Origin of the sequence: Aureliella helgolandensis (assembly GCF_007752135.1) — a bacterium.
GTDB lineage: Bacteria > Planctomycetota > Planctomycetia > Pirellulales > Pirellulaceae > Aureliella > Aureliella helgolandensis.
Genome location: NZ_CP036298.1, coordinates 7,501,017 through 7,523,334 on the forward strand (window position 1 = coordinate 7,501,017; position 22,318 = coordinate 7,523,334).

At 56.2% G+C, this 22,318-nt stretch carries 18 protein-coding genes; 12 read left to right on the forward strand and 6 right to left on the reverse strand.

All coding sequences use genetic code 11. The annotated features are described in order from the left end of the window. Window positions 1-290 precede the first annotated feature (290 nt). Window positions 291-1,328, forward strand: a complete 1,038-nt coding sequence (locus Q31a_RS26515; protein WP_231690952.1) for an AI-2E family transporter — start codon at window positions 291-293, stop codon at window positions 1,326-1,328. A gap of 107 nt (window positions 1,329-1,435) precedes the next feature. Here Q31a_RS26515 and Q31a_RS26520 read toward each other — a convergent pair whose 3' ends face one another. Then, a complete protein-coding gene (locus tag Q31a_RS26520; protein ID WP_145084862.1) occupies window positions 1,436-1,609 on the reverse strand; it encodes a DUF1328 domain-containing protein in 174 nt (57 codons plus the stop codon). A gap of 434 nt (window positions 1,610-2,043) precedes the next feature. On the opposite strand from Q31a_RS26520, the gene Q31a_RS26525 reads away from it, so the two are divergent. The 5 genes from Q31a_RS26525 to Q31a_RS26545 are packed head-to-tail and all read left to right on the forward strand — an operon-like array spanning window position 2,044 to window position 3,777. Next, on the forward strand, window positions 2,044-2,469 hold the full coding sequence (locus Q31a_RS26525; protein WP_197355782.1) for a CsbD family protein: 426 nt from the start codon (window positions 2,044-2,046) through the stop codon (window positions 2,467-2,469). Window positions 2,470-2,475: 6 nt separating this feature from the next. After that, window positions 2,476-2,850 carry a hypothetical protein gene (locus Q31a_RS26530; RefSeq protein WP_145084868.1) on the forward strand — a complete coding sequence of 125 codons (375 nt, stop codon included), beginning with the start codon at window positions 2,476-2,478 and terminating at the stop codon, window positions 2,848-2,850. Further along, the gene (locus tag Q31a_RS26535) at window positions 2,847-3,062 is read left to right on the forward strand and encodes a hypothetical protein (RefSeq protein WP_145084871.1); all 216 of its coding nucleotides are present in this window, start codon (window positions 2,847-2,849) and stop codon (window positions 3,060-3,062) included. The genes Q31a_RS26530 and Q31a_RS26535 overlap by 4 nt, the downstream gene beginning before the upstream one ends. After that, window positions 3,038-3,481, forward strand: a complete 444-nt coding sequence (locus Q31a_RS26540) for a phage holin family protein (protein ID WP_197355784.1) — start codon at window positions 3,038-3,040, stop codon at window positions 3,479-3,481. The genes Q31a_RS26535 and Q31a_RS26540 overlap by 25 nt, the downstream gene beginning before the upstream one ends. A gap of 50 nt (window positions 3,482-3,531) precedes the next feature. Beyond that, the gene (locus Q31a_RS26545; protein WP_145084877.1) at window positions 3,532-3,777 is read left to right on the forward strand and encodes a hypothetical protein; all 246 of its coding nucleotides are present in this window, start codon (window positions 3,532-3,534) and stop codon (window positions 3,775-3,777) included. 161 nt (window positions 3,778-3,938) lie between these two features. Here the strand turns inward: Q31a_RS26545 and clpX are convergent, their stop codons facing one another. The 3 genes from clpX to Q31a_RS26560 all read right to left on the reverse strand — a co-directional run bounded on the left by clpX (window position 3,939) and on the right by Q31a_RS26560 (window position 7,807). Continuing rightward, window positions 3,939-5,234, reverse strand: a complete 1,296-nt coding sequence (clpX, locus tag Q31a_RS26550; protein ID WP_145084880.1) for an ATP-dependent Clp protease ATP-binding subunit ClpX — start codon at window positions 5,232-5,234, stop codon at window positions 3,939-3,941. 401 nt (window positions 5,235-5,635) lie between these two features. Continuing rightward, window positions 5,636-5,884 carry a hypothetical protein gene (locus Q31a_RS26555; protein WP_145084883.1) on the reverse strand — a complete coding sequence of 83 codons (249 nt, stop codon included), beginning with the start codon at window positions 5,882-5,884 and terminating at the stop codon, window positions 5,636-5,638. Between the two features lie 819 nt (window positions 5,885-6,703). Then, entirely contained in the window at window positions 6,704-7,807 is a 1,104-nt protein-coding gene (locus Q31a_RS26560; RefSeq protein ID WP_145084886.1) for an NHL domain-containing protein, read from the reverse strand. Window positions 7,808-8,384: 577 nt separating this feature from the next. On the opposite strand from Q31a_RS26560, the gene Q31a_RS26565 reads away from it, so the two are divergent. The 3 genes from Q31a_RS26565 to Q31a_RS26575 all read left to right on the forward strand — a co-directional run bounded on the left by Q31a_RS26565 (window position 8,385) and on the right by Q31a_RS26575 (window position 14,730). Further along, complete coding sequence (locus tag Q31a_RS26565) at window positions 8,385-9,926, forward strand: MFS transporter (RefSeq protein ID WP_145084889.1); 1,542 nt, start codon at window positions 8,385-8,387, stop codon at window positions 9,924-9,926. A 541-nt stretch (window positions 9,927-10,467) separates the two neighbouring features. Continuing rightward, the gene (locus Q31a_RS26570) at window positions 10,468-11,595 is read left to right on the forward strand and encodes an efflux RND transporter periplasmic adaptor subunit (RefSeq protein WP_145084891.1); all 1,128 of its coding nucleotides are present in this window, start codon (window positions 10,468-10,470) and stop codon (window positions 11,593-11,595) included. 42 nt (window positions 11,596-11,637) lie between these two features. After that, window positions 11,638-14,730 (forward strand): efflux RND transporter permease subunit, encoded by a 3,093-nt coding sequence (locus Q31a_RS26575; protein ID WP_145084894.1) that lies wholly within the window; start codon window positions 11,638-11,640, stop codon window positions 14,728-14,730. Here Q31a_RS26575 and Q31a_RS26580 read toward each other — a convergent pair. After that, complete coding sequence (locus Q31a_RS26580) at window positions 14,689-17,415, reverse strand: YfbK domain-containing protein (protein WP_145084897.1); 2,727 nt, start codon at window positions 17,413-17,415, stop codon at window positions 14,689-14,691. The genes Q31a_RS26575 and Q31a_RS26580 overlap by 42 nt on opposite strands. A 95-nt stretch (window positions 17,416-17,510) precedes the next feature. Beyond that, on the reverse strand, window positions 17,511-18,104 hold the full coding sequence (locus Q31a_RS26585) for an RNA polymerase sigma factor (protein WP_145084900.1): 594 nt from the start codon (window positions 18,102-18,104) through the stop codon (window positions 17,511-17,513). A gap of 243 nt (window positions 18,105-18,347) precedes the next feature. Here Q31a_RS26585 and Q31a_RS26590 point away from each other — a divergent pair, with 243 nt between their 5' ends. From Q31a_RS26590 to serA, 3 genes are all read left to right on the forward strand, one after another. After that, complete coding sequence (locus Q31a_RS26590) at window positions 18,348-19,100, forward strand: tetratricopeptide repeat protein (RefSeq protein ID WP_145084903.1); 753 nt, start codon at window positions 18,348-18,350, stop codon at window positions 19,098-19,100. Between the two features lie 356 nt (window positions 19,101-19,456). Continuing rightward, window positions 19,457-20,566: a 3-phosphoserine/phosphohydroxythreonine transaminase gene (gene serC / locus Q31a_RS26595; RefSeq protein ID WP_145084906.1), complete on the forward strand. Its 1,110-nt coding sequence runs from the start codon at window positions 19,457-19,459 to the stop codon at window positions 20,564-20,566. A gap of 84 nt (window positions 20,567-20,650) precedes the next feature. After that, window positions 20,651-22,282 (forward strand): phosphoglycerate dehydrogenase, encoded by a 1,632-nt coding sequence (serA, locus tag Q31a_RS26600; protein WP_145084909.1) that lies wholly within the window; start codon window positions 20,651-20,653, stop codon window positions 22,280-22,282. Window positions 22,283-22,318 lie beyond the last annotated feature (36 nt).

Sequence of the window (22,318 nt, forward strand, 5' to 3'; positions counted from 1 at the left end):
AGGTTCCCGCGGATGGCCAGCGATGGCTCGGCACGAAGACCGGTATAGAGGTCTGGAGTGCAAGCTGAAGATAGCACCACGCATTGCACTTGAAAGACAATGCACTGAAATGCAATCCACGTGCCAAGGCTAAGTTGGGTGGAACGCAGTTTGCTCACCGTGAGAGGCTGGACGGCGATTCGAGCCCCTCGCACCACAACGATCCGTGCACACAGCAGGGTCGCGGGATCCGGGGCGTTGCCTGCCCCCCACTGCATCTACCATTTTGAATTCCGAAGAAAGACCTTCCGTTGGATGACTCTCGAAAGCTGGCGAATAAAGTAGTATTGATCTGTGGCATCGCTCTAGGTGTCGTTGCCGTGGTGGGTCTGGTTGTAGTCTCGCGAAGCCTACTTCCACTGATCTTTGGAGCAATTCTGTTCGCTGTAGTGCTCAATCGCCTCGCCCGAAAGCTGGATAGCTGGATCCCAGCCTCCCTGTCCCGTGGCGTGCGGATTTCTGCGGTGATTGGCTTCCTAACACTGCTGACCGTTATCTGTGCGCTGACGTTCGCACACTCTGCCAGCGAACAGATCGTGCAACTGACCGATCGCGTGGATGCCTCAATCTCAGAGGTGGTGCAGGCCGCCAAAGAACAACCGATCATTCAGAGATTCTCTGGCGACAACCCCAAGTTGAAATCATGGTTGCCATCGTCGGCGCAATCCCTCGGCGTCGCCAAGAACTTCTTTGCCACTGCTTTTGGAGTTCTAGCGGATTGCTTGATCCTGCTCATCCTGGCGTGCTATTTCTGCTTCAGCCCCCAAAAGTATCGCGGTGGAGCGCTCCGACTGGTCCCGATCCAGTGGAGAGAACGCTTGGACGCACTCCTAGACGAATCCAGCGAAACTCTGTGGCGATGGATGGTGGGACGCCTGCTGGCTATGCTGATCGTTGGCGTGCTCTTTGGTGCTGGCCTGGCGCTACTGGGAATTCCCTTGCCCATCGAGCTGGGGATCTTCGCGGGGCTCGTTACCTTCGTGCCCAACATCGGTGGCATCGCAGCGGTGATTCCCGCATTGCTGCTTGCATCTCAACAGGACACCACGACCGTCTTCAGCGTCCTAGTGCTCTACCTAGTCATCCAGTTTGTCGAGAGCTACCTAGTCACGCCCTTGGTGCAAGAACACCAGGTATCTCTCCCTCCCGCTCTGGTCATCCTGGCTCAAATTGTGGCAGGCATGGTGTTCGGCTTCTGGGGCATCATGTTTGCAACACCACTGGTGGCCATCGCACACCTGTGGATCAAGCAGCTCTATGTCGAGGAGTGGTTGGAAACGCGGCCGTAGCAGCTATATGAACTGCGGCCCACCAGGGGCGATCTACCGTTCTGGCTGGGCGTTCTCCTCACCAGCGCCCCTGCCCTGTCGCTCACGTCCAAGCATTCCAAGCGTAGCTAGGCGAGCGATCGACCACGGAGTCCGTTGATCACGACACTGACAACAAACAGCACTAGAAATAGGACGAACAGGAGTTTAACAATCCCCACCGCGCCAGCAGCGAGCCCCCCAAATCCAAACACTGCTGCGACAATTGCTAACACAAAAAAGGTAACGGCCCAGGAAAGCATGGCATATCTCCCATAGCGGTAGCGGAATCGAACGGCAATTCCACGGCGTGGTTCTGCAGTCGACAGCCACTCGAATGACAAGGGATCGTTCGAAACACGGTGACACCACCGCGGAAAGTGTTCGAGCGAGCGAAGGGTTCAATTAATAAAGCAATCGCCGTACCACATGCTTTCCAAGCCCCCATCTCGCGGTGCGGGACTACCCCAACAGCCCGTTCCTCAGTCGCATGGCACCCCACCGAGCGGTCAGGCCTCCATTCGCGCGAAAACTGGTTGTTGGTCGCGCAGTGGGAGTCGAAGCGAGCCCAAACGCCCCCTACCATCGATGTTTTGAAGAATTGGCACCCTCTTTGCAGTTACTGATTTCCTATCGACTGCAACCGGCAACGTTGAATTGGTTGCAGCAGACATTTCGCTTTGCACAAAGGAAACTGATGATGGTATCGAAAGAACGACTGCAGGGAAGTTGGCACAGTGTGGTAGGAGCGGTCAAAGAGAAGTTTGGCCAAATCACCGGTGATGACCTTAGTAAAGTCGAAGGGGATGTGGACCAATTGGTCGGCCTGCTCCAACGCAAGGCTGGTCAAAGTCGTGAGCAGGTCGAAAGCTTTTTGAATTCTTGCTGCCGTTCCTCAGAATCGACAGTAAACCGCATCTCGGAATCAGCAGCGGAGTACGCCGACGCGGCTTCACACGCAGTGCGTGAGAACTACGACCGGTTAGCAGCCGATGCACAGCGGGGCTACGAAAGCACGGTCAAGACCATGCGTCGACGTCCGCTGGAGTCCGTGGCGATCGCGTTGGGAGCGGGCGTTCTTGCTGGACTGGCTGTTGGCATCTCGCTTTCGAGCCGGAGGTAATCGGACATGGCGACTGCTAGCGAACCCCTGGAACCCGATTGGTTGGTCGCGCGCATGAACGCGATCCGCAACGAAGGTGAGGTCCATGTATCCGAGTTGCACGATGAAGCCGATCGGCTTACCGATTGGCGCGAGTATGTGCGAGCCAACCCACTGGCGTCGTTCGCGATTGCCAGCGCCGTCGGATATTCGGTGGTCAGCTCAGTCAGCGGCCGCGGTAGCGCGCCCAAGATGTCGCGAAAGTCCTCGAGCGAGGCAGTCCCAGGCGATACAGTCGCCAGCATGGGCATCACTTCCGGACTGATGGCGTTGGCAGGCTCGTTGGCCAGCACCGCTGTTCGCCAGTACCTCACGCACAAAGTTAAAGGGTGGTCACCATGATCGACATATCTCGCAGCCCAACTGCGACACCAAGAAACCGCATCGAGTTTGAATCCATCGATGTCGAAACGGTACCCAACCAGCCCGGTGCAGGTGTCCGTCCATTGCTGGACTCTGCCCAACAGTGGATTCGTAAACATCCCGGCAAATGTCTGTTCGCAGGACTCGTATTGGGAGGAGTTGCCGGATGGTTCACTTCGAAACTGAGGTAGGCAACGGGGCGCCGCCGCGGCCCGGGCCAGTCGCAGGATTTGCCAACCAAGCTCGCACGCTGGTAGGCGATTTGCTCGAACTGGCCGAGCTGCAAGCAAAACTGGCCAAGGCGGATGCGGTCGAGGCCACGCAAGCCGCCGTTCGCCCCGCAGTAATGCTAGTGCTCGGTGCCTGTGCTGCAATTGCGAGCTTGCCAGTGATCACCCTCGGACTGGCCAACCTGCTTGGCGAAGCCTCCAGCCTCAGCATCGGCCAAAGCCAACTCCTGGTGGGTTGCGTGGTAGCGATTGCCGCCTTGGTGGTCGTGACGGTGTCCCTGCGGAAGTTCCGCGGCGCGTCCCTGCGATTCCGTCGCAGCGCCGACGAGCTGGCAAAGAACATGGCATGGGCGAAAGCGGCCGTGCGATCAGACCGCTAGGGCCGAGCGGATCCAACTATCTTTACCCCTTATTGAATCGGAGACATATCATGGAAAACTCCCCACCTGTAATGAAAGCAAACCGCTCCCACATGTCCCCAGCGGGCGAGTCGAGTCGCGGCGATCTGGCTGGGCAATGTGGCGATGAGTGCGCCGACCAACGCGAAGACTTCCAACAACTGTTGGACGATGTCGGTGATTCGGTAGTTCACTACTGCCGCCGGCGACCTGGCGTAGCTGCGTTCTCGTTGTTTGCCGTCGGCTTCTTCTTCGGCTGGAAAATTAAGCCTTGGTAGAAGGTGTCGGCAAGCTTGGTTGTCCAACACGCAGGCGAACGATTTCTATGCACAAGCAGCGTGTCACCATGGACACGCTCTTAATGAAAAAGGCGGACCACTTCGCGAGGAAGTGATCCGCCTTGAACAATTTTAACTCAGGTGCCAAACGCTATTCGAGCTTAAGCACTTTTCTTCTCAGTCGGCGACATTTTGAACGGCTTGACCACCCCGTCGACTTCGTCTTTATCAATTGTAAACACGGTTCCCTTGGCTTGCTCTGGTAGATCGAACATCACGTCCAGCATGACACTTTCGACGATTCCACGCAAACCACGGGCACCCACCGATTTATCCATGGCCTTCTTAGCGATGGCTCGCAGGGCATTATCGGTGAAGTGCAATTCGCAATCTTCCATGCCGAACAAGGCTTGGAACTGCTTGATGAGCGCGTTCTTGGGCTTCGTAAGGACTTGAATAAGGGCTTCATCGTCCAGTGGAGCCAAAGCGGACACCACGGGCAGACGGCCGATAAACTCCGGAATCATGCCGTAATGCAAGATGTCGTCCGAGGTAACCTGCGGCATCAGTTCAGCGGCAGTCAGATCATCGCTGTGAGTTTGGCTGGTCGAGCCAAAGCCGAGCGACTTCTTGCCAAGTCGCTTGCGAACAATCTCTTCGACACCGACAAAAGTCCCGCCACAGATGAACAAGATATTGGACGTATCCATCTGGATATACTGCTGCTCAGGATGCTTTCGGCCCCCTTGCGGAGGAACGTTCGCAACGGTGCCCTCTAGCATTTTCAGCAACGATTGTTGGACGCCCTCACCGGAAACATCGCGGGTGATGGAGACATTGTTGCTCGTCTTGCCAACCTTATCGACTTCATCGATGTACAAGATACCCCGTTGGGCCGCTTCCACATCGAAGTCCGCTGCATGCAGCAATTTAAGCAGAAGGTTCTCGACGTCTTCGCCCACGTATCCCGCTTCGGTCAATGTGGTCGCATCGCCGATCGCAAAGGGGACGTTAAGGGTTTTAGCCAGAGTCCTGGCAAGCAGCGTCTTACCGCTACCGGTTGGACCGACCAGCAAGATATTGGACTTCTCGATTTCCACATCGGAGCCGGTCCATTCACTCGACAACCGCTTGTAGTGATTGTGGACGGCAACGGCCAAGACACGCTTGGCGGAGGATTGCCCGATGACGTACTGGTCCAAGTGCTCTACGAGCTCGCGGGGCGTTGGAATTTCACCAAAGAGATTCGTACTTGAGCCACGACGCTTTTGCTCTTGGTCGAGGATCGATTGGCAGAGCTCGATACACTCACCACAGATGTATACATCGCCCGGACCTTCAACGAGCGGCCCTACATCTCGGTAGCTCTTGCGGCAAAAGGAGCAGAAAGCATTCTTTTTGCTCGAACTTCCGCTGCCACCACGACGTCCTGAGACCACATCCTTACTCGAAGGCATACACGACTCCTTTTGCTCGATAGATCGCTCGATAGACAGCTCCATTGAGCCTAGCTCGAATGCTTGCCTGCCGAAAACGAATAGGGCTTTTGTTTACACGTAATGTCGCTCGAGGGTGCTTTACCAGCGGATCGTGCAATCAATAGCAGCAATCGTGCCAGTCAAGTCCGGGCATCCGTGTCCTCGGGATCGAGCCAATGAAGTATCTATTGTTAGGGTGCTAGACGAACCAGTCTCCCAGACCGGGACCAATGGAGCATGAATTCTCATCACCATCCGCTGTAACAATTTGCTCCCGTGCGAGGTAGGGAAACCCTCCCCATGCACAGTTGAAAACTGAGTACGTAACGCAGTTGAAAATGTTGACGGCCACGCTTCCAAGCAAATTCGGGACTAGCCCTCTATTCGCTCAAACGTCGACCCTCTGTTTTCTCGAGCACCGACCTTATACTTCGGAGTTCTGTCTCGTCGATGTCACCCTCAAGCCGCATTTCCTCAAAGTTCCGGACCAGATCGTCAACGTTCGTGTCATCTTTACCGGTTAGAGGGCGTAATGCCAACGCAGCACGCCATCCCAGGTAGATGCAGGTCAGCATAATGAGCACAGCCAGACTGGCCCTCACTGCCGGTTGATTCAACAGATCCCACATAGTCTCACGCTTGAAAGTAACCGCGACCAACCTTACTCATAAGTCGCATTCTGTGACGCACACATCCTACGCAGGCATGGGGGATAAAGTCCAGTTTTTTTGGCAGAGATTGTCATTTCCGTGGTCGGCGTCCAGCACTCGAGTTCCTTCATTATCACTTCAATCCCGCTCCTATCCCCGCCTCTCCCGGTCATCCGCGCCCTTGGCGAAACCAGCCCAGCCCGCTTGCGGACGGTCGTTCGGGCTCTCCCAAGAGCCAAGCGGATCCACGGAACGCCCCCTTACAGAAAGCACTCCCCCCCACCCACCGAGACACACATCCTATTGGATAAGGAGCGGTTTCTGGCTGGCCATGAGGGCTGATGAATCGCAAACAGCTGGTCGCGGCAACCACAATCCTTTGCTTACCGCGTTGTTAAAACAGTAACCCGCCGCATGACGGGCTGTTGAAATAGTAACCCGCCGCGTGAGCAAGGAAAGATAACCTCCGCTACAAGGCAATTAAGGATGCCACCTCCGCATTAAAATTCAAATTGCGATTAAATCAACAGCCCGGAGAGAAAGGGGCAATGAAGCCCACTGCGTAGACATTAGGGAATTCCAAACTCCAGTAAAACTGAAACCGCGACTAAATTGACATGCTTTCACGCAGCGTTTTACGATTGCAACAAAACGGGCGCTGTGGGGGCGAGGTGGGGTGCAGTTCCGTTAGACGCAGGAAAACGCACGGTTCCTAGGTAGGTTCTGGCTCCCCCCCCCTGCATGGCGTTCCCTGGCGCAACCAGGCCAGTTCACGGATTGAGACAGAAACACCGCGAGCTACTGCTCCAACAGGCGGACGCGGTGGTTCTCCGAATCACCAATCAACAAATCCCCGTTGTTCAACAGGCAGACCCCGTGCGGCCGGCGCAATTGTCGCGTCGTAAGCTCCCCGCCATCTCCGTTGAAACCCGGTTCCCCCTGCGGTGATCCCACCAAAGTTTCAATTTTCCCACTAGCTAGAGCCACGGTACGAATGGCGTGGTTTTCGGTATCGACGATGTAAACCGTCCTGCCCGGATCGACGGCAATTCCCTTGGGCCCGTTGAGCTTGGCTTCTTTGGCTGGCCCGCCGTCGCCGGTAAACCCCTTCGCTCCCGTGCCCGCCACATGGAAAATCTTGCCACTCTGACGTTCCAACCGCCAAACACTATTGCCCTCTCGCAGGACGATCCACAAATTCAACGAATCAATAGCGAGCGAGCGAGGACCAGCCAGAGGCTGCTGTTTAGCCACTCCTCCATCGGTAGGCATTGCCTTCTCTCCCGTCCCACAGATGGTAGTGATCAGTCCCGACTCCAAATCGACTCGCCGAATTCGGTGATTGCCTAGATCGGCAATGAACAATTCGTGGCCATCAATGGCGATGCTGTACGCCTGATCCAGGGATGCTTTTACAGCATTCCCCATGTCGCCAGAAAACCCTTGAGCACCTGTCCCCGCAATGGGTTTCCAGCGACCGGTCGCCTTCTCCAACATTCCCACTCGATGATTGAAAGTATCCGCCACGTAAATATTTCCGGCGGGATCCACCTGAATCTCATGCGGTTGATTAAACCCGATTTGATTCGCCATATCTCCCGGCATGCCACGCAACTCCGCTTTACCGGTCCCTGCAATCCATTCGAGTCGCACGAAGGAGGGTTCCAGGCGATAGAGCACATGCTGATCGAAGGAAGCAATAATGAAGCCGTCTGCTCCATCGGGTTGAATGCCAAAGGGATTGGATAGCGGCATCTCCTGAGCTCTGCCCTTCGCCTGAGGTGCACCGGTCTCCCCATTGCCAGCAACCGTTCGAATTCGTCGAAACTGAGCTTGGGCACTGACGCAGCACACCCCGGAAATGAATACTGCCAGTCCGAGCACTAAAGCCATACGTCGCATGGGAATTTCCCTCAGGGAGAAGAGTCACAACCAGCGTGAATGGACGAATAGTTCGCTGGCATCGGCAATGGATAAGCGGACGAACCCGTCGTCCGGTGGTCTCCCCTAAAGTAACACGAACCTGCTGCACATTCTATGCAACCTGACTTGCGGGCTGCTACCTAACCGGAATAGTGCATTTTTCAGGCTACCGAGGCGGAGCAGAACCCACGCCAAGGGTCGTACCATGTCGCCCGCCTACCAATGTCGCCCTCCTACCATGTCACCTACCACTCGAGTCGCCCATCAATATCTCGCGACGGCGGGATGCCTGGTAATGACTCGGACTCCAGGGCGTAGCCGCCTGCGCCAAAAATGATCGGCACGGGATCCCCCCACGATCTCCCAAACAGATTTTTCAACGCCCTTAACCCAAACGTTCTGCCAAAATTACAACCCACACGGCTTTCCGCTCGTTGAACTAGAGCTCACATCAAGTTACGCTAGCGTCGTTTCCTGAGCTGCGCGCAGAGCACCCATTTTAGGTACGGAGCGTTCTCAGCATGGCATCGTCCCTTCAAATGTGAGTAAATAGCCTATGAGCACTTCAACCGACCCAACTTCGCCCCATTACGCCGTGGCGCCAAACGCGCAGCGGTTGTTGTGGGCGGGCTTCATGGCCATTCTTGCTGCCGGCGTTGGCTTTTCAGTGCGTGGTGCGAGCGTCCTCGAGGAATGGTCCAAGGCGTTTGGATTTACCCAGACCGAATTGGGAGGGATTACCGGAGGCGGTTTGGTCGGCTTTGGGGTGATCATCATCATCTCTAGCTTCTTGGCGGAAAAAATCGGTTTCGGCCGATTGATGTTTTTTGCTTTTATCGTCCACTTCCTGTCCGCTGTGGTTACCCTGGCGGCCCCCGCCGTGTTCACCGCCGCCGGAAAAGACGCCACGTTCTGGTGTCTGTTCGTCGGCATGTTTATGTTTGCGATTGGTAACGGTGTTTGCGAAGCGGTGGTCAATCCATTGGTGGCAACACTCTTTCCCAATAACAAAACCCACTATCTCAACATTTTGCATGCCGGTTGGCCGGCTGGCTTGATCCTGGGTGGCGTCGCATCCATCTTCTTGGCCGGCAACGTTTCTTGGCAAATTCAGATCAGCCTGTTCTTACTACCGGTGATTCTTTACGGAATCATGATTTTCGGCCAACGGATGCCGTCGACCGAATCGAGCGTGAGCGGGATGTCCATTGGTCAAATCCTGCTCCAATTTGGTTCCCCACTCCTACTCTTCCTGCTCGTCATTCATGCAATGGTCGGCTACGTGGAATTGGGTACAGATTCTTGGATCGCTCGTATTACGGGATCGATTCTGGATGAAACGACCGGTCGCTGGTTGTTTGTATACACCTCCGCCCTGATGTTCATTCTGCGATTTGTGGCAGGCCCGATCGTGCACAGAATCTCTCCACTGGGACTCTTGTTCGGCAGTGCTATTCTGGCGACCATCGGTCTCTACACACTCGGTGGAGTCGGCACGACGGTGGCAGCGATCGGGGCGCTCACCGTCTACGGTTTGGGCAAAACATTCTTCTGGCCAACGATGCTGGCCGTCGTTTCGGAGCGATTCCCTAAGGGTGGCGCAGTAACACTGGGTATGGTTGGTGGCGTCGGCATGCTCTCCGCCGGCTTGCTAGGGGGCCCTGGAATTGGTTTCAAGCAAGACAAGTACGCTTCGGAACAACTCGAATCGCAAGCCCCAGAAGTCTTCAACCGCTATAAGGCGGCCAAGGAAAATCGCTTCCTAGTCTTCGAGACCAATGGTTTGGATGGCGCTAAGGTGGCAACGCTGGGCGATGACGGTAAGAAACTCGCTGGCGAAATGGAGATTCTGCAAGAGACCAATACCAGCGATCCCAACATTGAAGCGCTCAACACCTGGTGGCAAGATGCGCAAACCCACGCCGCCGCCGACAAGCAACCGGTTACGGATGCCACTCTCAACGGCAGCCGAATGGCACTTAAGCTGACAGCGATCGTTCCAGCCGTCATGGCCGTTTGCTACCTCATCCTCCTCTTCTACTTCAAATCGATCGGTGGATACAAAGCACTCAAGCTGGAGGACGAACCCGTTGCATAACTGCAACTAGAGTCCATCCACTTGATAGAAGATGCGTTCCTAAGAACGCCCAGGCACCTCAGGCCTGGGCGTTTTTTTGTTTCGATACCATTCCCTCTTGTTGTTCTTCTCCCTTCCCGCTGCCCCTCTTCCCCGTTGCTGGCGGCCAGCCATCGGCAGCGTGAGACGCGTCTGCACGAACGCTGAAGAGGCATCTCTGCTTGGGAAACGCGCAAGCCCTGAACCTTTGGCCGCGCCAGGCGCTCTATTCCTCTGAATCCTGGTCCTCCGAATCCGTGTTGCAGAGGTGGAATGGGCTGAGACGGTTCGAACCGAGGCGCTCGAGAACAGCGCCGAGGTGAAATCACCAGATGCTGGGAAAACGGAATCGAACCGTCCGCGCCATGGCGTCCCCGTCGAGGCCCACTGATGAAACTCGCGCTCAAAATGGGACTCAGCCACTCAGACCCTGCCCGGGCTCCTGTCTGGTAACTACAATAGCCACCGATACTTCCCCTATATTTCCCCTGGCTCGCCCCATTTCCCCCTCGGACAGGTAGCGATGAAATCACTGGCCGTTTGGATATCCTCTGCCCTTTTGGTCCTGAGTACCTTGGCGGTCATCGCCGGCTTGGCCTATTACAAATACTCGGAATTGGAAAAAGCCAAACTTGCCCCTCCTCCACCAGAGTCGCCGATTGCTGTCGTTTTAGCCGACGCTCGGGAGATCACCTATCGACGCAACACGACGATGATCGGTTCGATCGTCTCGCCGCAGTCCATCATGCTGAGCAATGAGGTGGCGGGCACGGTCCGCTCGATTCAATTTGAACCGGGCGCTATTGTCGAGCAAAATCAGGTGTTGGTTGAGCTCGATACGAGTGTGGAAATTGCCCGGTTGGAATCAGCGAAGGCTCGCAAGAGAATTGCTGAGACGACGTTCGAGCGCACCAAACGCGCGGCGTCTACCGGCGCCATTACAGCCAATGAACTTGATATCGCCACCGCAGAACTCGCTCAAGCCACCGCTGAAATGAGTGAACTGCAGGCCATCATCGAAAAGAAAACCCTCCGCGCCCCCTTCCGTGGCCGCATTGGATTATCCGATACGCATCCCGGACAATTTCTCCCAAGTGGTTTTGAGATCGTTTCGCTGCACAGCATCGATGACTTTGTGTATGTCGATTTTATGATTCCCCAATCGGCGGCCGATTCGGTCCAGGTGGGCCAAGAGGTGAAAATGCTCATCCAGGGGCAAACACAGGTCGGCCTAGTTCACGCCCTCGACTCTCAGGCCGACCCGCGAAGTCGCAACCTGCTGGCTCGCGCCAAGCTATTCGCCCCCAAGGGACAGCTCACTCCTGGTGAATCGGTCAAGGTTTACATCGAATATGGACCACAGCTTGTCACTGCCGCAGTTCCCGTGGAATCGCTTTTGACCGCCCCCATGCAAACCTTTGTCTACGTCGCCACTCCCGACGCCGAGGGTGCGGTGCGAGCCCGAGAACGCGCCGTTGTAATTGGCCCCACCCAGGGAGGCTGGCTCAGTATCGTGAGCGGTTTGGAGGTGGGAGAGCAAGTCGTCGCCGACGGTGCGTTTAAGCTTCGCGACGGTTCACTGCTCACGCCCCCGCCGTCCCAGGAGGCCGTGCCGGAAACCGAAAACAGGCTACCAGAAACAACCAGCTAAAATTCCCAACCGGTCCACTACTATTTCATCCGAGAGCTCGTTGTGCGTAGCGTTACTGATATTTTCATTCGCCACCCCGTCCTGGCCGCCGTTGTCAATATTGCCATCGTGCTGGTGGGGCTACGTTCGATGGTGATGCTGCCTATCCAGCAGTACCCCTCGATCGAAAGCACCTCAGTTGTCATTACCACCTACTACGTGGGCGCCAGTGCTGAACTCATCCGCGGTTTCTTGACCACTCCCATCGAACAAGCTGTCTCGTCGATCGCAGGCGTCGACTACATCGAATCCAGCTCCTTGGCAGGTGCTAGCACCATCACCATCCGCTTGAAACTCAATCACGACAGCACCCAAGCCTTAGCAGAAGTCAATGCGCGGCTTCAACAAGTCCGCCGCTCGCTCCCGGAGGAAGCCGAGCCGCCCGTCGTGGAGCTGCAACGCGCCGACCGTCCCTACGCCTCGTTCTATATCAGCTTTACCTCCGACCAACTCAATATCTCCGAGCTGACCGATTGGCTCAATCGCAATATCCAGCCACAACTGGCCACGACAGCTGGCGTCCAGCGGGTGGGAGTTGAGGCGGGCCAAGCTCCCGCCATGCGGATCTGGATCTCTCCCAATCGCCTCAGCGAACTCAACCTAACGCCCGGAGACGTCTACAACTCGCTGCGTCGCAACAATTACTTAGCCGCGATTGGCCGCGTCCGCAGCGACCGTGTCCAAATTGACCTACTTGCCAATACCGACCTTCGCTCGGTCGAGGAATTCCAAGACCTGATCGTCTCGCAGGCCGACGGTTCGATCATTCGCATGCGCGATGTGGCAGAAATCGAATTGGGTTCCGAAGAGCCGATGGCCACCGCCATGTATGAAGGCAAGGAAGCGGTCTACCTATCCGTGTGGCCATTGCCTGGCAGCAACGAGATCGAGGTAGCCAACGAACTCAACGTGGCACTCGACCGAATCCGCCCGTCGCTTCCAAGCCACATCGATATGCAATTGGCCTTCGATGCCACCAAGTTCATGCGGGATGCATTGGTCGAAATTTCACGCACGTTGGCCGAAACGATCTTAATCGTAGGCTGCGTGATTTTTCTCTTCATGGGCTCCCTACGGACCGCCATCGTTCCGCTCGTCGCCATGCCAGTGTCTTTGATTGGCGCCACTATTCTAATGTTGCTGCTGGGTTTCTCGCTCAACTTACTGACCATCCTAGCGATCGTATTGGCGGTCGGTCTGGTCGTGGATGATGCGATCGTGGTGGTCGAAAACATTCAGCGGCATGTGCAGGAGGGTATGGAACGCCGCGCCGCCGCCCTGCTGGGTGCACGGGAATTGGTGGGACCGATTATTGCCATGACCATTACCTTGGCAGTGGTCTACGCGCCGATTGGATTTCAGGGCGGCTTGACCGGTATGCTATTCCGTGAATTTGCGTTTACCCTAGCCGCTGCCGTCATCGTCTCGGGCGTTGTCGCCATTACCTTGTCTCCGGTCATGAGCGCTTACATGGTGCATCCCTCTGGCAAAGAGAGTTGGCTGACGCGCTGGATCAACCGCCGTTTTGAAACGGTACGCAGCGCATACGCAGTGAGCCTCGCCGGCGCGCTCCAAATACGCTGGGCCATCGCTCTATGCACGCTGTTGGTAGCCCTGTGCGCCGCGCCGCTGTACATGTTCAGCAACAAAGAACTCGCTCCAGTGGAAGATCAAAGTGCCATTGCCGTGTTCATGTCAGCCGCTCCCAACGCCACGCTCAAGTCGACCACGAAATGGGCCAAAGAACTCGCCCACAAGCTCCAGGCCTTGCCGGAATCGAAATACATGTGGGCCCTGGTAACGCCCGGCACTGGCTTTGGTGGCATTATTACCAAAGACTTCCACGAGCGTTCGCGTAGCACCACCGAGATGTACCCCGAGGTCTTTGGCATTGTCTCCCAGATTCCTGGAGTCGAACCATTCCCGATCCTGCTCCCGCCACTACCTGGCGCCGGGCAGTACGATGTCGAACTGGTTATCAAGAGTGATCAACAGGTTGAACAGCTTGCCAAGCTGGCTAAGGAGATCGCCCGCCGCGGCCAGCAAGCCGGGCTGTTCATGTTCGTCGATACCGACTTGAAGCTCGATCTGCCTCAAGCACGCGTTTCCGTGGATCGCGAGAAGATTGCCGACCTAGGTATGGACTTGGCCGTGGTTGCTCAGGAGCTGGGTGTGCTGCTCGGCGGCGGATATGTCAACCGCTTTAACTACTTCAATCGCTCGTATCAAGTCATTCCCCAGTTGGCCGAATCGGAGCGAGAATCGCTGTCATCCCTGATGGACCTCAAGATCCGCGCCCCCAGTGGTGATCTGATCTCGGTCTCCAATTTTGCATCGATTGAACCGGTCACCGCTCCACGCACCCTGACTCGTTTCCAACAACAGAGTTCGCTGCGAATATTCGCTGGCGTGGTTCCTGGTATTACCAAGGAAACCGGGCTCAATACCCTTGAGGAAATCGCCCGCGACGTACTGGGGGAATCGATTGGGATCGACTACGCAGGTGAGTCGCGACAGATTCGTCAGGAGGGCTCAGCGCTGGTAGTAACCCTGGGCTTTGCACTCATCATGATCTATTTGGTCTTGGCAGCGCAGTTCAAGTCCTTCCGCGATCCACTGATCGTACTCCTGGGCTCTGTCCCTCTAGCTATCGTGGGAGCCCTGGTACTGACATTCCTAGGGCTCACGACGATCAATATCTACTCGCAAGTAGGCTTGATCACTTTGGTGGGATTGGTTGCCAAGAATGGAATCCTGATCGTGGAATTTGCAAATTCTCTTCAGGAGCAAGGGGCGCAGAAACGCGACGCGATCTACCAAGCGGCTCAGACGCGGTTGCGTCCCGTACTCATGACATCGTTCGCCACTGTCTTGGGACACTATCCGCTCGTATTGGTAACCGGACCGGGTGCCGAGGCCCGCAACAGCATCGGAATCGTGCTGGTTGCTGGAATGGCCATCGGCACTGTGTTTACCCTATTCGTCGTTCCTGCCCTGTACTTGTTGCTCGCGGCTCAACATTCGCACAGTACGGATGAAATCGACGCTGAAGCACTAGCGGTTGAAGGAACCGGGATGGGAGTTGTTACCGCTTAGCTGCGATGCACGACGGATCATCTGCAAGCACTCTTGGCGGCTTCCGTCCGGATTCACACCGGCGGCCGCATCGGACAACTCGCTCAGACTTGACCAAGTCGCTTTGCCACGGTGCGGGCTATTGCGGAGCAACATACCGAACTCGGCCATCGCGGCAGCCCATTGAAAATCACGGTCGACTTCGGACCAGTCAGTTGCCTGATCCTCTAGAGGAAACATCAACAGTTTGCTGGTGTTCCCCTCAGGCTGTTTGTACCGCAGCTTGACGGCGAGCAATTCGCTGGACGCTTCCTCCGTGGACTCTGCGACAACCGTTGCCCCCGCAGACTTGGGCTGGTAACGCAATTCATCCACGTCGCCTCGCCCCTGTCTCCCAGTGGCATCACCAATCGGAACAATTTCATAGAGTGCGGTAACGCGGTGACCGGCACCGATCTCCCCTGCATCCTTCTTGTCGTTATTAAAATCGGCAGCAGCCATGATGCGATTTTCGTAACCCAGCAAACGGTACTCCTGCACCTTGGTCGGATTAAACTCGACTTGAATCTTGACATCTTTAGCGACGGTCATGAGGTTGCCCGCTAGTTGACGGACCATCTGGCGATGCGCTTCGCGACGAGAGTCGACGAAACCGTACACTCCATTTCCACGATTGGAAATCTGCTCCATCATGGCGTCATTGGTATTCCCCATCCCGAATCCGAGCACCGTTAAAAAGGTGTTTCCCTTGGCATTCTCTTCGACCAATTCGACGAGGGAGTTGGTACTAGTGACGCCCACATTGAAGTCGCCATCGGTGCACAGTACGACACGATTAATTCCACCAGGAATAAAATGATCGCGAGCCAAGTTGTAAGCCAACTCAATCCCCTGCCCACCGTTGGTCGATCCTCCGGCACTGAGCTTCTGCAGGGCACCCAAGATTTCTTCCTGCTGGTCACCGCGGGTCGATTCGAGGACACAACCGGCAGCGCCTGCATAGACCACCATAGCCACCCGATCGTTTTCACCGAGCTGTTCGACCAACATGCGAATCGATTCCTTGACGAGAGGAAGTTTGTTCGGTTCGTCCATGGAACCTGACACGTCGAGCAGAAACACGATGTTGGCTTTGGGGCGTTCGGCCAGATCAACTTTGGTAGCTTGAAGAGCGATTCGCACGAGCTTGTGTTCAGGTGCCCAAGGGCAATTGGCGACCGCTAGATCCGCGCCGAACGGGTCGTCCCCATGAGGGCCAGCGTACTCGTATTCAAAGTAGTTGATAAACTCTTCGATGCGCACCGCGTCTGGCGGAGGCAAGCGCCCCGCTTCCAGCAGCAGTTGCCGCGCCTTCACGAACGAAGCGGTATCCACGTCGATAGAGAGAGTGCTCAGGGGTGCATCGTCCACACGCTGAAACGCGTTCTCGGTCAGTGACTGGTAGCGGTCAGTGTTGTTACCGTCTGGGAAATTCTCCCCCAGCATTCCTCCTCTCGGATCGTATCGACGGTATCCGGCGGCCTGCTTTCGATAGCGGCTAAAACCTTCTGGGACGCTCTTGGCTTCCCCTGTGGATAAACGGCTTTCCCTGCCGACAATTTCTGCCCACCCAAAACGCTGTAATGCCCGACGCCCTTCCGATTCAGTCGCTTGCGGTAATCCCAAAGCCGGCATGGCTGGTTCGTTCGGCGATCCACTAAAGAATGGCGAAAAATTCTTGCTCGCCTCATCTTCATTCGTCAAATCGCTTAATCGGGCATCGTCACTCATGTAGCCCTTGTCCCCGTACAGCTGTTTTGAAAGTACCGGTCTGCCCCCCGGTCCAGCATTCGCCCCCGGAATACCCGAAGCATCGATGCCGTTCGGGTTCGGAGCGTTCTCGGGCGTAGCAGCCTCAAGTCCATAGCCACCGCTTCCCATCATTCCCCCAGCTCCCCCACCACCCATCATTCCTCCATATCCTCCTCCGCCCATCCCCATTGCATCTCCGCCGTAGCCGTATCCAAGTCCGGCGGAATCTTTTGTGGAATTACGGGCGAGATCTGCGGTGCCAGCGTCGAGCTCCTCGCTCTCCACCGCTTCGTACCTCGGGACGTATTCGTCAACGACCTCGTCCCCCGTGCTCGCCGCGTAGTCCTCAACTCCGGTCCCCCCCTCGTTCGATGCCAACTTGGAAGCGAGTGATTCATGAGCGTCGCTTACTGGCGAGCTCGACACGCGAGGCAAGGCAGGCGAGGAACTGGCATCGTCTGCCGACCGAGGAGCAGTTTCCTGCAACGCCAAGGGTGAAAACATTTGAGGCAATGAGAAGAACAGGGCTGTAGCCAAAGAAGCAGCAGTTCCTAAAACGCCGAACCACACCCCACGGCGTATTGCAGCCGTCTTGCGGCTGGCATCCTTTCGCGGGAGAGGAGTTGCCGCCGCTTCCGCCGGTACAGCGTTCGACGTAGCGGCCTGGCTGAAGATCGTGGACAAGCGTTCCGGCCCCATGCCCGCAGGCGTTTCGGTTTGGTAGACCTGCGATATATGATCTGAAGTAGCCCGAATCGCCGCAATCTCTGCTGCCAGCTTCGGCTCGCGTTGGGCCGCTGCTACGATCTGAGATACTGCCTCACCGTCCAATTCTCCTAGCGCGTAAGCAGTCAACTCCCATTCCTTCCAGGGACGCGCGTTCAGTGGATCACTCTTCTTGTTTTTCTCGGACATGTGCTGTCCTCCGTAGTTCGTTGATGTGGTTAGTTGCACCCTGAAGAGTTACCGCGCAAGCATGGTGCGCAAGAACTCGATTCGCTTGCACGCCCTCAGTCAGTGCGAAGGCTGACGCGGAGCGACGAGATGGCCTGATGCAACGTGTAGCCAACGTTGCCGACGGTGAGCCCGGTAACGTCTGCGATCTGCTTGTAGCTCAAGCCATCGTGCAGACGCAGACGCAGCAGCTCCTGCTGCTGGTCGGGCAATTGCTCCAACCTAGAACGCACCTGCGCGAGTTGCTCGCCCTGCTGCATCTGCTCATCAGGCCGCCGGGCGGTGCGATCCTGAAGCGACCCAAGGTCGGTGTGACTATCTAATGTGCTCATTCGTCCCTCTCGTCGTTGGATGTCGATGGCGCGGTTGCGACACGTTCGATACAGCCACGCGGTGGCATGCGGCTCGATCTCAGGCCAGTCCTGTTGGCAGAGCCTTACGAACGCCTCTTGAACCACGTCTCGCGCACCTTCCAGATTTCCGCCAAGCCGTCCTCGCACATAGGCCACCAGAGCCACTTCCAACTCCCCAAAGACTTGCGCTACCCAAACCGGGGGAGGACAAGTTGCCTCCGTACCTCCCCGGCAGGGACCCACCCGTGATGGGCCTGAATCCGATGGCGGGGCTGCAGTAGAGTCGTTGGAATTCATGCGATCGAGACACCCTAGCCCCTGAACGGGGCGCGAGAAAAAATGACAACCTCAGGGGCTGCCTCTAAGACAACGTGCAAAGTCCGGTTTTATTAGCACTAATTGAGAGAAAAACCCAATTCGCTAATGCTAGCTCCACAAACAGGCCTTGAGGCTAAATTGCAATTTTTACTAAAGTCACCCGACGGGGCTTGATTGCAGCGCAGCGACAAGCCACTTTGGAACCACGGAAGAGAGAAGTTTATGACTGCCTCCCATACCACTCGACACCTCTACGTAGCCGCCATGCTCCTGATGCTCGCGGCTACCAGCAGCGGTTGTCGCTGGAATAGCATGGGACAAAACTCGATGGGTGTCCGCCTGTACGAGCAAGGGCGATACAACGAGGCCCTGCAGCAATTTCAGTCAGCGCAAGCGGCCGACCCCAGCGATCCCGATTCCTACTACAACTTGGCCTCAACGTACCACAAGTTGGGGATTGGCCAAAAAGATGCCAAGATGATTGAACAATCCGAGGCACTCTACAACCAATGTTTGGATCTGCAGCCCAATCATGTGGATTGCCATCGTGGCCTGGCTGTACTGTTGGTCGAGTCAGGTCGCAAAGACAGTGCCCTGAAATTGCTCAACAACTGGTCTACCACCAATCCGGGACTGTCCGATGCCAAAGTTGAGCTTGCACGACTCAATCAAGAGCTAGGGCAAACTCAGCTAGCCGAGCGTTATTTGGACGAGGCACTCGCCATGAACCCTCAAGATCCCCGCGCCTGGAATGCGCGTGGGCAACTGCGCGAGGCGTCCGGCGATCTGGGGCAAGCCTTGCAAAACTACCAACAGAGCCTGGCCCTCAACAGCCTGCAAGGCGATCTCTATCAACGCATCGCCAGCTTGAATGTCAAGATTGCCCAGAATACAGCGGCCGGCATCACTCAAAACACCGGCGCGTGGACAGCTCAAAATCCGCAGCCCGGTACCGCTTCTCCCCCACGTTACTAACCTGCCTCCGTTTTCAGCTCCCCTGCTCTTTCACGCCACCCTGCTTCTTTCAGGCAACTCAGTTCCCTGGCAACCTCGAACCGTGGTTGGGAATGGGGCGATCTGCCACAGGGGGGGCCACCACCGCTTTTTCCTACGGAAGTCGGCTCTCCCCGCAACTTCTGGCCGGTGGTTCTTCCAGGTTTTGCTGCAGTCCGTAGAATAGTGCCACATCATGTTGGCTGAACCTGGCTGACCGAGTTGCCACAGGTAAAACCACCCCCTATTCTAACCAGAATCGGGCTTCCTGATTACCTGCAACAACGGCCCTGGAGTCGCAGTCTTCCCGTCAAAAAATCTCCCGTCGGAGTCTGATCATGGCATCTCAAGTTGCCCAAGAGCGTATCTTCAACTTTTCCGCTGGCCCCGCTGTTCTGCCCGTGCCAGTCCTGGAGCGAATTCGTGACGAGATGCTCTGCCTGCCTGGCGCTGGCGCTTCGATTATGGAGATCTCGCACCGCAGTAAGCAGTTCATTGCTATCCATGAGCAGGCCAAGGCGCGTCTTGCGCGTTTATTGAATGTGGGTGCCGACCATGAGATTCTGTTTTTGCAGGGAGGCGCCCGTCTCCAATTCTCCATGATCCCCATGAATCTGCTGCAAGGGCGTGAACAACCGGCCCAATACATTCTCACCGGCAGCTGGGGCAAAAGCGCGCTTCCGGAAGCCCAAAAGGTTGGTCCCGTCGAGGTGCTCTTCGACGGTAAAGAGACGAATTACGATCGTCTGCCGGACATTTCCAAGTTGGCCATCAAGCCCGACGCATCCTACGTCCACATTACTAGCAACGAAACGATCCAAGGGGTTCAATTCCCAGCCGACCTCGACACTGGCACCGCCCCCTTGGTTTGTGATTCATCGAGCGATTTTCTCTACCGCCCCTACAACATGGATCGATACGGTCTGCTGTACGCGTGCGCTCAAAAGAATGCCGGACCGGCTGGCGTAACGGTAGTGATCCTCAAGAAGGAGTTGCTGGAGCGTTCTTCCGCAGAGCTCCCTGGTTACTTGAATTATGCCAATCAAGCGGCGGCGGACTCGATGTGGAATACCCCACCAACCTTTGCGGTCTACGTCCTCGGATTGGTGACCGAATGGCTCGAAGACACGGTCGGCGGCTTGGAGAAGATGCATGCGTTGAACCAGAGCAAGGCCAAGGTTCTGTACGACATCCTGGATCAAAATCCTGAGCTCTACATGGGACATGCGCGGAAGCAAGACCGCTCCTTGATGAATGTCACCTTCCGCTTTCCGAGCGAAGAAATCGAAAAGCAATTCTTGGCCGGTGCTAGCGCTGCGGGGCTTGAAAACCTAAAGGGTCACCGTAGCGTCGGTGGCATCCGCGCCAGCATTTACAACGCGATGCCCAGCGAAGGAGTCCAAGCACTCGCTAGCTTTATGACTGAATTTGCTCAAAAGCATGGCTGATCCCCAAGTCCAACTCCTCCCCCTCCCCGTTTCGACGGCGGCAAACGTTCCAACTTTGAAATATCAGTGAAGGCCCAGTTCGTTATGGCTAAATTCCGCATCGGTGTTCTCGATCCCATCGCAACCGAAGGTTTTGACTTACTCAAGTCCGACAGCAACTTCGAATACGAGGAGCGCATTGGGCTTAAGGGCGATGAGCTGCGCAAGGGCTTGGCTGAATTCGACGGCGTAATTATTCGCAGTGGAGTGAAGATTACAGCCGAATCGCTCGAAGGGAACAAACGACTGAAAGCGATCGTTCGAGCGGGCGTCGGTACTGACAATATCGACAAGGAAGCCGCCACACGTCTAGGCATCGTGGTGATGAACACGCCAGCAGGCAACACGCTGTCCACTGCCGAACACGCCTTTGCTCTGATGATGGCCCTCTCCCGCAGTATCGCCCCGGCCTACCAAAGCTTGTGCAATGGCAAATGGGATCGCAAGCTCTACATGGGCTCCCAATTGGCTGACAAAACACTCGGCATCGTCGGCTTTGGGCGGATTGGTCGCGAGGTGGCCCTGCGAGGGCTGGCCTTTCGCATGCGGGTCATTGCCTTCGACCCCTTCTTGACCGACGAACAGGCTACCAAGCTGGGCGTGGAACGCGCAGAGACGGTGGCTGAGATGCTCCCCAAAGTTGATTACTTGACGGTGCATACCCCACTCACCAACGAGACCAAGCACTTGGTGAGCCAAAAGGATTTAGCCAATCTCAAGCCGGGGATTCGTTTGATCAACTGTGCGCGAGGCGGAATCTACGACGAAGCCGCACTCGTCGAAGGGCTCAACAGCGGACAGATCGCCGGTGTGGCCCTCGATGTCTTTGAAGAGGAACCCTGCACCGACAGCCCCCTGTTTGGCATGCCAGGAGTCGTCTGCACTCCACACTTGGGCGCCAGCACTGAGGAAGCACAAACGCAGGTGGCCGTTGAGGGAATCCAGCTGCTGCTCAACTTCTTCAACACCGGTGAAATCCGGCATGCCGTCAACGTGGCCGCGCTAGACCCCAAAACGCTCGAAGCCATCCGGAGCTACCTCGATGTGGCCTACCGACTCGGTCTATTCCTCAGTCAATGGCACGGCGGCTCAGTTTCCCAATGCACCCTCACGTACCGTGGTGAAGTGGCGGATCGTGACACCAAACTGTTGACCAATGCATTCTGTGCTGGGTTACTAGAGCGGGCTTTGGAAGAAGATGTCAATATCATCAATGCCGAACTCCTGCTCCGCGAGCGCGGGATCGAATTGAATGAAATTCGCAGCCAAGAAATGGGCGCCTTTGCCTCTTCGATTACCGTCGAAGTCTCCGGTGGAGGACGTACCGCCAAGGCCGCGGGTACCGTTTTCGGACACAATATGCCGCGCCTGGTCATGGTCGACGATCATCGCCTGGAAGCCTACATCGATGGCAACCTACTGATCTTCACCCACCAAGACGTGCCAGGCATCATCGGCAAGGTCGGCACCACCTTTGGCAAACACGAAGTGAACATTGCCCAAATGGCTGTGGGACGCTCCGGTAACCAACCAGGCGGTCACGCGATCGGTGTGCTCAACCTGGACAGCCAACCCTCCGCAGCAGCGCTCGCCGACATGCAGGCGATTCCAGCTGTCGAAACGGTGCAGACAATCGAGCTGCCTGCCGCAGGTCAAATGCCCAGTTGGTTACAATAGACGTTCGGTCCTTTCGAATTCCTATTTCATTCAGAG

What these genes read in the sequence shown, in the direction of transcription:
- Q31a_RS26520 (WP_145084862.1), bottom strand. Translation starts at nt 1,609, where the DNA reads ATGCTTTCCTGGGCCGTTACCTTTTTTGTGTTAGCAATTGTCGCAGCA.
- Q31a_RS26525 (WP_197355782.1), top strand. Translation starts at nt 2,044, where the DNA reads ATGATGGTATCGAAAGAACGACTGCAGGGAAGTTGGCACAGTGTGGTA.
- Q31a_RS26530 (WP_145084868.1), top strand. Translation starts at nt 2,476, where the DNA reads ATGGCGACTGCTAGCGAACCCCTGGAACCCGATTGGTTGGTCGCGCGC.
- Q31a_RS26535 (WP_145084871.1), top strand. Translation starts at nt 2,847, where the DNA reads ATGATCGACATATCTCGCAGCCCAACTGCGACACCAAGAAACCGCATC.
- Q31a_RS26540 (WP_197355784.1), top strand. Translation starts at nt 3,038, where the DNA reads ATGGTTCACTTCGAAACTGAGGTAGGCAACGGGGCGCCGCCGCGGCCC.
- Q31a_RS26545 (WP_145084877.1), top strand. Translation starts at nt 3,532, where the DNA reads ATGGAAAACTCCCCACCTGTAATGAAAGCAAACCGCTCCCACATGTCC.
- clpX (WP_145084880.1), bottom strand. Translation starts at nt 5,234, where the DNA reads ATGCCTTCGAGTAAGGATGTGGTCTCAGGACGTCGTGGTGGCAGCGGA.
- Q31a_RS26555 (WP_145084883.1), bottom strand. Translation starts at nt 5,884, where the DNA reads ATGTGGGATCTGTTGAATCAACCGGCAGTGAGGGCCAGTCTGGCTGTG.
- Q31a_RS26560 (WP_145084886.1), bottom strand. Translation starts at nt 7,807, where the DNA reads ATGCGACGTATGGCTTTAGTGCTCGGACTGGCAGTATTCATTTCCGGG.
- Q31a_RS26565 (WP_145084889.1), top strand. Translation starts at nt 8,385, where the DNA reads ATGAGCACTTCAACCGACCCAACTTCGCCCCATTACGCCGTGGCGCCA.
- Q31a_RS26570 (WP_145084891.1), top strand. Translation starts at nt 10,468, where the DNA reads ATGAAATCACTGGCCGTTTGGATATCCTCTGCCCTTTTGGTCCTGAGT.
- Q31a_RS26580 (WP_145084897.1), bottom strand. Translation starts at nt 17,415, where the DNA reads ATGTCCGAGAAAAACAAGAAGAGTGATCCACTGAACGCGCGTCCCTGG.
- Q31a_RS26585 (WP_145084900.1), bottom strand. Translation starts at nt 18,104, where the DNA reads ATGAATTCCAACGACTCTACTGCAGCCCCGCCATCGGATTCAGGCCCA.
- Q31a_RS26590 (WP_145084903.1), top strand. Translation starts at nt 18,348, where the DNA reads ATGACTGCCTCCCATACCACTCGACACCTCTACGTAGCCGCCATGCTC.
- serC (WP_145084906.1), top strand. Translation starts at nt 19,457, where the DNA reads ATGGCATCTCAAGTTGCCCAAGAGCGTATCTTCAACTTTTCCGCTGGC.
- serA (WP_145084909.1), top strand. Translation starts at nt 20,651, where the DNA reads ATGGCTAAATTCCGCATCGGTGTTCTCGATCCCATCGCAACCGAAGGT.